Annotated in this window: 10 protein-coding genes; 5 read left to right on the plus strand and 5 right to left on the minus strand. The window is 68.2% G+C overall.

Going from position 1 to position 12,708, the window contains the following annotated elements; genetic code table 11:
- Positions 1-3 precede the first annotated feature (3 nt).
- The gene (gene mnmG, locus COW1_RS12645; RefSeq protein WP_201344384.1) at positions 4-1,899 is read right to left on the minus strand and encodes a tRNA uridine-5-carboxymethylaminomethyl(34) synthesis enzyme MnmG; all 1,896 of its coding nucleotides are present in this window, start codon (positions 1,897-1,899) and stop codon (positions 4-6) included.
- 85 nt (positions 1,900-1,984) lie between these two features.
- A complete protein-coding gene (locus tag COW1_RS12650; RefSeq protein WP_201344385.1) occupies positions 1,985-3,019 on the minus strand; it encodes a GlxA family transcriptional regulator in 1,035 nt (344 codons plus the stop codon).
- A 139-nt stretch (positions 3,020-3,158) separates the two neighbouring features.
- Between COW1_RS12650 and COW1_RS12655 the strand changes: the two genes are divergently transcribed.
- From COW1_RS12655 to COW1_RS12675, 5 genes are all read left to right on the plus strand, one after another.
- The gene (locus COW1_RS12655; RefSeq protein WP_201344386.1) at positions 3,159-4,097 is read left to right on the plus strand and encodes a homocysteine S-methyltransferase family protein; all 939 of its coding nucleotides are present in this window, start codon (positions 3,159-3,161) and stop codon (positions 4,095-4,097) included.
- Between the two features lie 74 nt (positions 4,098-4,171).
- Positions 4,172-5,083 carry a MoxR family ATPase gene (locus COW1_RS12660; RefSeq protein ID WP_096363881.1) on the plus strand — a complete coding sequence of 304 codons (912 nt, stop codon included), beginning with the start codon at positions 4,172-4,174 and terminating at the stop codon, positions 5,081-5,083.
- A gap of 223 nt (positions 5,084-5,306) precedes the next feature.
- Positions 5,307-6,275 carry a DUF58 domain-containing protein gene (locus COW1_RS12665; RefSeq protein WP_201344387.1) on the plus strand — a complete coding sequence of 323 codons (969 nt, stop codon included), beginning with the start codon at positions 5,307-5,309 and terminating at the stop codon, positions 6,273-6,275.
- Positions 6,275-8,269: a DUF3488 and transglutaminase-like domain-containing protein gene (locus COW1_RS12670; RefSeq protein ID WP_201344388.1), complete on the plus strand. Its 1,995-nt coding sequence runs from the start codon at positions 6,275-6,277 to the stop codon at positions 8,267-8,269. The genes COW1_RS12665 and COW1_RS12670 overlap by 1 nt, the downstream gene beginning before the upstream one ends.
- Before the next feature lie 129 nt (positions 8,270-8,398).
- Positions 8,399-8,878, plus strand: a complete 480-nt coding sequence (locus COW1_RS12675; protein WP_096363875.1) for a peptidylprolyl isomerase — start codon at positions 8,399-8,401, stop codon at positions 8,876-8,878.
- A 31-nt stretch (positions 8,879-8,909) separates the two neighbouring features.
- Here COW1_RS12675 and COW1_RS12680 read toward each other — a convergent pair whose 3' ends face one another.
- The 3 genes from COW1_RS12680 to mnmE form a co-directional block, all read right to left on the minus strand.
- Complete coding sequence (locus COW1_RS12680) at positions 8,910-10,502, minus strand: thioredoxin family protein (protein ID WP_096363873.1); 1,593 nt, start codon at positions 10,500-10,502, stop codon at positions 8,910-8,912.
- A 46-nt stretch (positions 10,503-10,548) separates the two neighbouring features.
- Positions 10,549-11,070, minus strand: coding sequence for a cytochrome b (locus COW1_RS12685; RefSeq protein ID WP_096363871.1), 522 nt, complete (start codon positions 11,068-11,070; stop codon positions 10,549-10,551).
- A gap of 126 nt (positions 11,071-11,196) precedes the next feature.
- Entirely contained in the window at positions 11,197-12,534 is a 1,338-nt protein-coding gene (gene mnmE / locus COW1_RS12690; RefSeq protein WP_201344389.1) for a tRNA uridine-5-carboxymethylaminomethyl(34) synthesis GTPase MnmE, read from the minus strand.
- Positions 12,535-12,708: the final 174 nt, after the last annotated feature.

The following is a 12,708-nucleotide window of genomic DNA, read 5'->3' on the forward strand; positions in this document are numbered from 1 at the left end:
CTGTCAGGCGCTGCGGCGTGCCGGCTGCCGGGCGGCCTTTTTCAGGTGCACCAGCAGCAGGGAAATGGCCGCCGGCGTCACCCCCGGGATGCGCGCGGCCTGGCCGACGGTCTGGGGCCGGTGGCTGCGCAGCTTCTCACGCACCTCGGCCGACAGACCGGCGACGGCATCATAATCCAGGGTCTCCGCCAGGGGCTGGTCCTCATGGCGACGCTGGCGTTCGATCTCGGCCTGCTGGCGTTCGATATAGCCGGCGTACTTGGCCTGGATCTCGACCTGCTCGGCAACACCGGCCTGCGGGTGGGCGGGGCCGACACCCTCCAGGGCGGTGACCTTATTATAGGTAAGGTCCGGGCGGCGCAGCAGTTCGAGGGCGCGGTATTCGCGGCTCAGGGGTGTGGCATGGTCGGTCTCGAGTTGGCGGGCCGCCGCGCTCCCGGGCCGCACCCAGGTATCCTGCAGCCGCCGGGTCTCGGCCTCGATCGCCTCGCGCCTGGCGCTGAAGGCCTGCCAGCGGGCCTCGTCGACCAGACCCAGCTCGCGCCCGACCGGGGTCAGACGCAGGTCGGCATTGTCCTCGCGCAGCAACAGCCGGTACTCGGCCCGGCTGGTGAACATGCGGTAGGGCTCGCTGGTGCCGCGGGTGATCAGATCGTCAATCAGCACGCCCAGGTAGGCCTGGTCGCGCCGCGGCCACCAGGGCGCGCGGTCCTGCACCCGCAGGGCCGCGTTCAGGCCGGCCAGCAGGCCCTGGGCGGCAGCCTCCTCGTAGCCGGTGGTACCGTTGATCTGGCCGGCGAAGTACAGCCCCTCGATCACCTTCGTCTCCAGGCTGTAGCGCAGGTCACGCGGGTCGAAGTAATCGTACTCGATGGCATAGCCGGGGCGGGTGATGTGGGCCCGCTCACAGCCGGGGATGGAACGCACCAGCGCCTGCTGCACGTCGAAGGGCAGGCTGGTGGAAATGCCGTTGGGGTAGACCTCATGGGTGTCCAGCCCCTCGGGTTCGATGAAGATCTGATGCGAATCCTTATCGGCGAAGCGCACCACCTTGTCCTCGATGGAGGGGCAGTAGCGCGGCCCCACGCCCTCGATCACGCCGCTGTACAGGGGCGAGCGGGGAAGGCCCGCGCGGATGATGTCATGGGTGTGCGCGGTGGTGCGGGTGATGAAGCAGTCCACCTGGCGCGGATGCATGTCGGAGTTGCCGAGATAGGAGAACACCGGCCGCGGCGCGTCGCCGGGCTGGGCCTGCATGACGCTGAAATCCAGGCTGCGGCCGTCCAGGCGCGGCGGGGTGCCGGTCTTGAGCCGCTCAACCCGCAGCGGCAGTTCGCGCAGCCGCGCAGCCAGGGCGTTGGCGGGCGGGTCCCCGGCGCGGCCGCCGGCGTAATTCTGCTCGCCGATGTGGATGCGCCCGCCCAGGAAGGTGCCCACGGTCAGCACCACGCAGGGGGCGGCGAATCTGAGTCCCATGCCGGTCACCACCCCGGTGACCCGCCCGCCCGCGACCATCAGGTCTTCCACCGACTGCTGGAAGAGATGGAGATTGGGCGTGTTCTCCAGCACCGAACGCACCGCCTGTTTATACAGGCTGCGGTCGGCCTGGGCGCGGGTGGCACGCACCGCCGGGCCCTTGCTGGCATTGAGGGTGCGGAACTGGATGCCGGCGCGATCGGCGGCCCGGGCCATCAGCCCGCCCAGGGCGTCGATCTCGCGTACCAGGTGGCCCTTGCCGATACCGCCGATGGCCGGGTTACAGCTCATCTGGCCCAGGGTCTCGATGTTGTGGGTCAGCAGCAGGGTGCGCACGCCGGCGCGCGCCGCGGCCAGGGCGGCCTCGGTACCGGCATGGCCACCGCCGACGACGATGACATCGAACTGATCCTGAACCTGCATGGCTGGCAACAAGGAAATCTTAAGAGACAGAGCCGGTCATTCTATGCAGCCCCGGCGGTTTTCGCCAGTTTTCCCACCCGGCGGCTCAAGCCGTGCCGGCGGCTGCGAGCGTCTGGCGCAGCGCCCCGAAGCGGCGCCGGTACTGGCCCGGGGTCAGGCCCACCTGGCGCCGGAACAGGCGGCTGAAATAGCCGGCGTCCTCGTAGCCCGCCTCGTTGGCGACGGCCTCGATGGGGTTATCCGTGGTCTCCAGCATCTGCTTGGCCTCTTCCAGGCGCAGGGCCTGGACGTACTCCAGCGGCGCCATGCCGGTGGCCTGGCGGAAGCGGCGCTTGAAGGTGCGCTCGGCCAGTCCGGACAGCCCGACCATGGCGCTGACCGGGTTCGGCTCAACGTAGTGCTCGGCGATCCAGACCTGGCAGCGTGCGATCACCGCATCCTCGACCTGACGGGTGCTGGCCAGGCGGGCGAAGGGCTGCTGGCCGACCTGGTGCCAGTCGATGAGATTGACCCGCGCCACCTGCATGGCCGCCTCCAAACCCACACTCCGTGCAATCAGGTACAGCGCCAGATCCATCCAGGAAGTTCCGCCGCCGGCCATGACCAGGCGCTGGCCGGCCCCGCTGGCCACCAGGGCGCGGCGCGGCTGGACCCGCACCCGGGGGAAACGCTCCGCCAGCGCCTCGCACCAGGCCCAGTGGGTGGTCGCCTCGCAGCCGTCCAGCAGCCCCGCCTCGGCCAGCAGCATCGCCCCCGAGCAGGCCGTGGCCAGCAGGGCGCCATCCGCGTAACGGGCGCCGAGCCAGGCGATCTCCGGGGCATAGCGCCCGGCCAGGGGGGCATCCGGCGGCAGGCTGACCTCCGGCACACACACAATGTCGGCCGGCGGACAGTCGTCAAGGCGGCACTCGGGAAACAGGCGGGCGCCGTTGCAGATCTCCAGCGCCCCGGTCTCGCGCGCCACCAGCCAGGGACGCATCAGTTCGGGACCGGGCCGGCCCTCGGTCACCACAGGCCAGTCACGGCCGGCGCTGCGGAACAGGTCGAGCATCCCGTAAACCACCGAGGCGGTGGTTTCCGGATACACCAGAATGGCAATGCTGACGGGGGATTCGCTCATGGCCGTTTTGTCCGGTTCCTTGCCCGACCGGCTTTAGTGGCCGGGGCTCGACAGGCCTATGTTAGTGGCCCGGCATAGAAGGAGTGTACACCACCCGGCGGGCCGGCAATGGCGCCGGGCCTGAAGAGGAGAGAGGACCATGAGCCTGTATCGTGAACAACTGCCCCAACTCGGCGACCGCCTGTTCCTGACCGACGGCGGTCTGGAAACCACCCTGGTCTTTCATCAGGGCCGTGACCTGCCGTGTTTCGCCGCCTTCACCCTGCTCGACACCGCCGACGGGGTTGACCTGCTGCGCGAGTACTACCTGCGCTATCTGGATATCGCCCGCGCACGCGGCCTCGGCTTCATACTGGAATCGCCGACCTGGCGCGCCAATTCCGACTGGGGGGCGCAGCTGGGCTATGACGCCGCCGCCCTCGATGCAGTCAACCGCCGGGCCGTGGCCTTGCTGGCCGAACTGCGCACCCGGCATGAATCGCCCGTGGCCCCGCTGGTGATCAGTGGCAACCTGGGCCCGCGCCGCGACGGCTATCGCGCCGACATCCGCATGCGTGCTGAGACCGCGCGTGATTATCACCGGGCGCAGATCGAGAGCTTCGCCGCCACCGAGGCCGACATGGTTTCCGTGCTAACACTGAACTATGCCGAAGAAGCCATCGGCATCGTCCAGGCCGCGCGCGACTGCGCCATGCCGATAGCGGTATCCTTCACTGTGGAAACCGACGGCCGGCTGCCCTCGGGCGAGCCGCTGGGTGAGGCGATCGAACGCACCGATGCCGCCACCGACCGTCACGCCGCCTATTACATGCTCAACTGCGCCCATCCCGATCACTTTGCTCACCTGCTGCACACCGATGCCGGCTGGCGCGCGCGCCTGCGCGGACTGCGCGCCAACGCCTCGCGCCTGAGCCATGCCGAGCTCGATGCCTGCACCGAACTGGATGCCGGCGATCCCATCGAGCTCGGCGACCAGTACCGCGGCCTGCGCCGCCAGCTGCCCTGGCTCAACGTGCTCGGTGGCTGCTGCGGCACCGACCACCGTCACGTGGAGGCCATCTGCAGCGCCTGCGCCTGAAGCCCCGTGCCGCTGGGGACCGGGAATCCGACCGGCCGTTTGACCGGCCGGCCGGAGTTGGCGATCATCGCCTCATGCATCCCTTCATCGCGCCGGTCTTCTCGGCCCTCAACGGCATCATCCTCGGCAAGGAACAGTCGCTGCGCCTGGCGCTGGCCTGTCTGCTGGCGCGCGGCCACCTGCTGGTCGAGGATCTGCCGGGTGTGGGCAAGACCACACTGGCCCACGCCCTGGCGGCGGTGCTGGGCCTGGACTATCAGCGCATCCAGTTCACCAGCGACCTGCTGCCGGCGGACATCCTCGGGATTTCCGTCTTCGATCGTGAGAGCGGGCAGTTCCGCTTCCATCCCGGCCCGGTGTTCGCCCAGCTGGTGCTGGCCGACGAGATCAATCGCGCCACGCCCAAGACCCAGAGCGCACTGCTGGAGGCGATGGAGGAGGGCCAAGTGACCCTGGAGGGCGCGACCCGCGCCCTGCCCGAGCCCTTCTTCGTCATCGCCACCCAGAACCCGACCTATCAGATCGGCACCTTCCCGCTGCCCGAGTCCCAGCTGGACCGCTTCCTGATGCGGCTGCATCTGGGCTACCCGGATGCGGCCGCCGAGCGTGAACTGCTGGCCGGGGTCTCCCGCCGGGAACTGATACGCGATCAGGCCCCGCTGCTCAGCCCGGAACAACTGGCCGAACTGCAGGCCGCGGTCGCCCGCATCCATGCCAGTCCGGCCCTGCTGGACTACATCCAGGCCCTGCTCGCCACCAGCCGCGACAGCGGCCACTACCGCAGCGGACTGTCGCCGCGCGCCGGCCTGGCCCTGCTGCAGGGGGCCCGCGCCTGGGCCCTGATCGACGGGCGCGACCATGTCCTGCCCGACGACATCCAGGCCGTGCTGGCGGCCGTGGTCGGGCATCGCCTGCAACCGCGGGATGCCGACGGGCTGGCGCCGGAGACCCTGCTGGAGCCGTTGCTGGCGGTGGAAATTCCCTGAATATCAATATTTATATTTATATAAATTATTGGAGTCTATTCTAAAATAGAACTTAATACCCTGAAAACATTCAAAATCAAATGGCTTTCTTTACCTGGCCGTCATTGCGGGGAACGAAGTGACGTGGCAATCTCCAACTGGCTGATTCCCGGGTAAGAGGCTGCCGCGGCGCCGCGCGCCTCGCCATGACGCCTGTCCACGCGCATCCCTGACCTGCCGACCCATGCCCCCGACCCAGCGCCAGTCCGTCCTTCCCACCGCCGAACGTCTGTTGCGCCGGCAGCCGCCCGTACTGGCGGGCAGCGAGACGCTGGCCCTGGATCGGCGCAACATCTTCATCCTGCCCACCGCCACCGGTCTGGGCTTCGTCCTGCTGCTGCTGCTGCTGCTGCTCGGCGCCATCAACTACAACAACAACCTGGTCTTTGCCCTGACCTTCCTGCTGGCCGGGGTCGGGGTGATGGCCATGCTGCAGACCTGGCGCAACCTGGCCGGGGTCCGGCTGGAACTGGCCACGGCCGCACCGGTCCAGTGCGGCCGGCCGGCACGCTTCACCCTCACCGCCCGGGCCGATGGGATGCGCACCGGCCTGGCCCTGGATAGCGACGGGACCGCGCCGGTCTGGTTCGACATCCCCGCCGAGGCCCCGGCCCGCGTACATCTGGACCTGCCGACCCGCCGCCGCGGCTGGCTCCGCCCCGGTCGCATCCGGCTCTTCACACGCTACCCGCTGGGCCTGTTCCACTGCTGGACCCATGTCAGTCTCAGTGCCCGCACCTGGGTCTGGCCGGCCCCGGCCGACACCGGCGGCGCTCCGCCCCAGGCCGGCCGCCGGCCCAGCGAGGACGGCACCCAGGGCCGGGGTCAGGACGATTTCCGCGGCTTCCGGACCTACCATCCCGGGGACTCGCTGCGGCTGGTGGACTGGAAGGCCTACGCCCGCGAACAGGGCCTGCAGATCAAGGAGTTCGGGGGCGACCGTAGTGTCGACTACTGGCTCGACTTCAACGCCCTGGCCGAGCACGATACCGAAGCCCGGCTGCGTCGGCTCGTCCGCTGGGTGCTGGAGCTGGACCGGGACCAGCAGCGCTATGGCCTGCGCCTGCCCGGCATGGAGATCACGCTCGGGCGCGGACCGGACCAGCGTGAACGCTGCCTGCAGGCGCTGGCCCTGTTCAGGGTGAGCGACTGATGGCCGCCGCGCGGCCCGCTGACTGGCAGCCCCCGCGCGGTCTGCTGCTGGCCCTGGCCGCCAGCCTGATCCTGGCCGGGCTGCCGCAGCTGCTGCGCCAGCCCGGCGTGCTGACCCTGCTGTGGCTGATCCTGCTGGGCTGGCGGCTGGCGCTGGCCTGGCAGGGCCGGCCGTCGCCCTCGACCTGGCTGCGCCTGCTGCTCACCGCCGCCGGCGTCGGCCTGATCCTGATCGAATACGGTGCCTTCTTCGGCCGCGAGCCCGGCAGTGCCCTGCTGGTGTTCCTGTCCATCATGAAGTTCGTCGAACTGCGTCGACCGCGCGATGCCCAGCTGCTGATCTTTCTGGGCTATTTCATGCTCGGGGTGGCCTTTCTCTTCAGTCAGTCGCTATGGCTGGGCGCCTGGCTGGTGCTCGCGGTCTGGGCCCTGACCTCCGTCTGGGTCGCGCTCAGCGATCCCCGTCAGCCGCTGCCCGCCCGCCGTCACGCCCGTCTGGCCGGGCGGCTGCTGCTGGGCGCCGTGCCGCTGCTGCTGCTGCTGTTTCTCCTGTTTCCGCGCATTCCCGGCCCGTTGTGGAGCCTGCCCGGGGATGCCCACAGCGGTGTGACCGGCCTGAGCGATGCCATGGAACCGGGTCGCATCAGCGAACTGGCCGGTTCCGAGGCGGTGGCCTTCCGGGTACAGTTCGACGGTCCGCCGCCGCCGCCCGCTCAGCGTTACTGGCGCGGTCCGGTGCTGGCGCTCACGGATGGACGCCGCTGGGAGACGCAGCCGGTCCGGGCCGGGCAGCGTCTGCCCAGCAACGCCCAGGCCGGCCGGCTACTGGAACCCCGGGGCGAGCCGGTGCGCCAGACCCTGACCCTGGAGCCGCACAATCAGGTCCATCTGCTCGCCCTGGACCGCCCGGGCAGCGTGCCGGAAGGCGCCTGGCTGACTCCCGACCTGCAACTCATCAGCGAGACCCGGGTGCGACTGCGCCAGCGCTACGAGGTGGTGTCCTACCCGCAGGTCCGGGTCGCCGCCAGCGCACCCGGCCGGCGCGACATTACCCGCGGCTACCCGGCCGATCTGGATCCCCGGGTGCTGGCCCTGGCCCGCGGCTGGCGGGCGGCGGCCGATTCGCCGCAGGCCATCATCGACCAGGCCCTGCGCCACTTCAACCAGGAGAATTTCATCTACACCCTGACCCCGCCGCGGCTGGGCGCCAACCCGGTCGGCGAGTTCCTGTTCGAGACCCGGCGCGGTTTCTGCGAGCATTATGCCGCCGCCTTCACGCTGCTGATGCGCGCGGCCGGGCTGCCGGCCCGGGTGGTGACCGGCTACCTGGGCGGGGAATACAACGCCGCGGGAGACTACCTGCTCGTGCGCCAGTCGGATGCCCATGCCTGGACCGAGGTGTGGCTGCCGGGGCAAGGCTGGACCCGGGTCGACCCCACCACCGCCATCGCGCCCGAGCGCATCGAAAGCCGGATCGAGGTCGGCGCCAGTCGCGACTCCGGTGCGGTGCGCTTCTGGGCGGACGACACTCCGGGCTGGGCGCTCAGACTGCATGAACTCCGTCAGACCTGGGATGCGGTCAACCACCGCTGGAACCAGTGGGTGCTGGACTACGGACCGGAGCGCCAGCGGGATTTCCTCTCGCGTTTGGGCCTGCCCGACGTGAGCTGGCGCGGGCTCGGCCTCACCCTGCTGCTGCTGCTGATCCCGCTGCTGGCGCTGCTCGCCTGGTGGATGCTGCGTCCGCGCGAGACGGCCCGCGATCCCGCCGTGCGCCTGTATCGCGCCTTCTGCCGGCGGCTGGCGCGCCACGGTATCCGCCCCGAGCCCGGCGAGACCCCGCGTCAGCTGCTCACTCGTATCCGCCGGACCCGGCCCGCCCTGGCCCCGGCCGCCGGGCGCGTGATCCAGCGCTACCAGGTGCTGCGTTATCGCCGCCAGCCGCCGCGCGATGCGCTCGAGGCCCTGCGCCGGGCGGTGCGCGCCTTTCGCTAGGGCGGCTGCCAGGCCCTTGCTCCGCGCCTGCGCTGCTGCCGGAAACCCGGCGCAGCCTATCGAAAGCGATGCGGATGGGCTAACATGGGGGGATTGAAACGAACTGCCCGCAGGGTAAAGGAAAGCAGCATGCCAGTCGCACAGAACAAGGTCGTCTCCATCCACTACACACTGAAGGACCCCGAGGGCCAGATCCTGGACCAGTCCAGTGACCAGCCCCTGGCCTACCTGCACGGCGCGAGCAACATCATCCCGGGTCTGGAAACCGCCCTCGAGGGCAAGGATGTGGGTGAGAAGATGACCGTGACCGTCGAACCCGAGCAGGGCTACGGCATGAGCGATGAGGCCCTGATCCAGGAAGTGCCGCGCGACGCCTTCCAGGGGGTCGAGGACATCCAGCCCGGCATGCGCTTCCAGGCCGATTCTCCCAACGGCCCGATGGTCGTCACCGTGGTCAAGGCCGACGACAGCACGGTTACCGTCGACGGCAATCACCCGCTGGCCGGCATGACCCTGACCTTCGATGTCGAGATCGCCGACGTGCGCGATGCCAGCGAGGAAGAACTCTCCCACGGCCACGTGCACGGCCCGGGCGGGCACGAGCATTAATACCGTCTGCTGACCGCCCCGCCCGGGGCGGTCACGGCCTTTCCTGTCTCCCCATCCGGCGCTGCGCCAGTACGCCCAGCGCCATGTCATCCGGATCACCGCCGCTGACCAGCTGCAGTTGCTTCAGCGCCGCTCTCAGCCACAACTCCCGCCGTTCGGGCGACAACACCGCATCAGGGACGACCGCAGGATCCGCCGGTGCAACCAGCATCCAGGCCAGCGCGGCATGGGTGCGGGACTCGGTCCAGGGTTGCAGACCCGGGTCCAGGCGTTCGGCAAAGCCGCCGAGCGAAGCGTCGTAATATGCCGCGATGTGCGCCAGCAGCTGCGCCCCCCGTGCCTTTGCCTGCGCATCGCCGGTTGCGGCGTAATACAACCACCAGGCCGCTGCGGGCCAGACCTGGGCCGGCAGGTAATGGGCCAGCTGCGGCGCGCCGCCATCGGGGCGATAATGGTAATAGCCGCCGTCGGGGTGACGCAGGCGGGCATCCAGCCCGGCGAGCGCCCGGCCGGCCCAGCGCAGATAGCCGGGTTCGTCCAGGGCCCGGGCGGCGCGGATCAGCGCAATGATGGCCTGGCCGCTGACATCGGCGTACTGAACCCGCTCGACCGGGGGCGGTATCAGTTCGGCCCGCACGCGCGCCGGCGCGGCATAATATTCCGGATCCGAGGCCTGACTGCCCGGAAAGCTTCCGTGTGATTCATTCCAGAGGACGGTGCGCAGATAGTTCAGCGATTCTCGCACCACGCGCGCATCGCGTTCGCGGCCCAGTTCATGATAGGACTCGGCGAACAGCCAGATGAGCTTGGCATTGAGGCCCAGCACCTTGGAGGTTTCTGTCCGATCCGCCGGCTCGGGCTGCTCGGAATCGTGAAAGAAGAAGAAGCCGCCGTCGACCGGGTCAAACAGTTCCTCGCGCAGCACATCCAGCATGCCCGGGATGCGTTCGGCCCAGGCGGGCTCGTGCAGCAACAGCAGATAGGTCAGTGGCTGCGGCCGTTTGCTCAGGGCGCCGATGATCGAGGCCCCGCTCAGGCGCTGCTGCGTCGGGTCATAGGTCTCATCCAGAAAGGCCAGAAACGCCTCCGGATCACCCTCGAGCAGGCTTTCCAGGCCGGCCGGGACGGCAGCGGCAGTGATGAGCTGTTGTGCCGTTTCCTGCAACAGCTGCTGCAGGTCCACGGCGCTCACATGTCCGGTGAAGCGGGCCAGCGGCTGGCCCGCCGCGTCCATCAGCACCGTGTAGGGAACGCCGCGGCCGCCCAGGCGGGTGAACAGGTCACGGCGCTGATCCAGATTCACCAGCACCGGCACATAGCGCGCCTCGATGGCAGCCACGGTAGCGGGATGCTCCAGCGTCTGCTCCTGATACTGCCGGCACCAGGTGCACCACTGGCCGTGGAAGTAGACAAACAGCCCCTTGTTCGTCCGCTGCGCCCGGGCACGGGCCTGCGTCCCCCAGGGTTGCCAGTCGATGGCCGAACCGCGCGGATAGTCGTGCACCGCGGCTACGGAGGACAGGGCGGAGGCACCCGTATCGTCCTGATCCGGCAGCGCGAGCAACGTCCCGCTGGCCATAGTGGCCAGCAGCAGGGTCAGGCATATGCCGCGATGAAGTCGCATGTCCCGAGTCTAGACGCCTGCCGTGCCTTTGTCGGAACCGGAACAATCACAGCATGCGTTGCAATACATCGTCCTTCCGGGCGAAATGGTGCAGCAGCGCCATGCCGATATGCCCAACGATCAGCACCAGCAGCGTCCAGGCGATCGGTGAATGCAGGCTGCCGAGGCTGGCCATCCAGGGGATTTCATCGCCCTTGGCCGCCAGCTGGATACCAAAGACCTTCCAGCCATAGCCGTTGCCCAGCATGGTCAGGATGCCGGTAACAGGCATCAGCAGCATAGCGGCATACAATAGGCCATGGCCCGCCTTGACCAGAAACGCCACGGCCGGATCCTGTGCGGGGCGATTGTGCTTCTGGTTCATCGCCCAGCCGATCCGCAGCAGCACCAGCAGCAGCAGCAGTGATCCAATGGATACATGCCAGGGTACAAGAGTCTGCCCGACCCAGTGCTCGCCATCATCGATACGATCGAAGACTTTCAACAGCTGCCATCCAATCAGAAAGGCCATGCCCCAGTGAAAAAGCCGGGTGACAGTGCCATATCGCGTCTCTGAATCCTTGTTCATCTGCTTCTCCTGCTCTCCAAAAAGGGTCCTCAAAAGGGGTCGGTGACAAATGAGAATCATTTGTCACCGACCCCTTTTGAGGATCACCGGCCTCTTTGGTTCCCTTTCGGTCACGCGGAAAACCGTTTACTTGCCGATACAGAAGCTGGTGAAGATCCGTCCCAGCAGGTCGTCGCTGGTGAACTCGCCGGTAATCTCCCCCAGAGCGGTCTGGGCCAGGCGCAGTTCCTCGGCCATCAGTTCGCCCGCCCGCTGCACCTCCAGTGCCTCGCGGCCCTGCTCCAAGTGCCGGCGGGCACGGTCGATGGCCTCCAGGTGGCGGCGTCGGGCGATGAAGCCGCCGGCCTCCTCATTGACGTAGCCCATGCAGGCCTTGAGATGTTCGCGCAGCGGCTCCAGACCGGCGCCGGTGCTGGCGGAGAGTCGGACTTCATGCCTTTGTGCATCCAACCCGGGCGCATCGTCGGTGAGATCGATCTTGTTCCAGACCAGCGTGTGCGGCAGGGCGTGTGGCAGGCGGTCGAGAATCGCCTGGTCTTCTTCCGTAAATCCTTCGCGCGAGTCGATCACCAGCAGCAGGCGGTCGGCCTGTTCGATCTCGCGCCAGGCGCGGCGCACGCCTTCCTGTTCCACCATGTCGACGGTCTCGCGCAGGCCGGCGGTGTCAATCACGTGCAGCGGCATGCCGTCGATCTGGATGTGCTCGCGCAGGACGTCGCGGGTGGTGCCGGCGATGGGGGTGACGATGGCCGACTCGCGCCCGGCCAGGGCATTGAGCAGACTGGACTTGCCGGCGTTGGGTCGTCCGGCGATGACCAGGCGCATGCCCTCGCGCAGCAGCCGGCCCTGGCGGGCCCCGGCCTGCAGTTCATCGAACTGTTGCGTGAGCCGCTGCAAGCGGGTGGCGATCCCGGCATCGGCCAGGAAATCGATCTCCTCCTCGGGGAAGTCGATGGCGGCCTCGACATACATGCGCAGCTGGATCAGGCCTTCCACCAGTGCGTGGATCCGGTTGGAAAACTCGCCCTCCAGCGAACGCACGGCGGCGCGCGCGGCCGTGGTCGTGGCGGAATCGATCAGGTCGGCGATGGCCTCGGCCTGGGCCAGGTCCAGCTTGTCGTTGAGAAAGGCGCGCTCGGAGAACTCGCCGGGCCGGGCCAGGCGCGCACCCAGTTCCAGCGCGCGTGCAAGCAGCAGGTCCATCACCACCGGGCCGCCGTGGCCGTGCAGTTCCAGCACATGCTCGCCGGTGAAGGAGTGCGGGGCGGGAAAGTACAGCGCGATACCCTGGTCGATGGCGCTGCCATCACCCGCGCGGAAGCTGTGCAGGCCGGCACGGCGGGGTTCGGGCAATATTCCTAGCCAGTCAGTGGCGATCCTGGGGACATCCGGTCCGGACATGCGCACGATGCCGACGCCGCCGCGCCCGGCGGGGGTGGCGATGGCGGCGATGGTGTCGGTCATGGTTGTGGTAGTTACAGTGTTTTAAAGAGCGCCACGGAATACACGGAAAGCACGGAATTATTTATGCTCTCATTGCCATGGCGCTGCGCGCCGGCAATGATAGAACAAGGTTTACCATAATTCTGTCCGTGTTTTCCGTGTATTCCGTGGCGCTCTTGGCTCTTCGCTCTTTGT

This window comes from Thiohalobacter sp. COW1, from assembly GCF_016629505.1.
Taxonomy (GTDB): Bacteria; Pseudomonadota; Gammaproteobacteria; order Thiohalobacterales; family Thiohalobacteraceae; genus Thiohalobacter; species Thiohalobacter thiocyanaticus_A.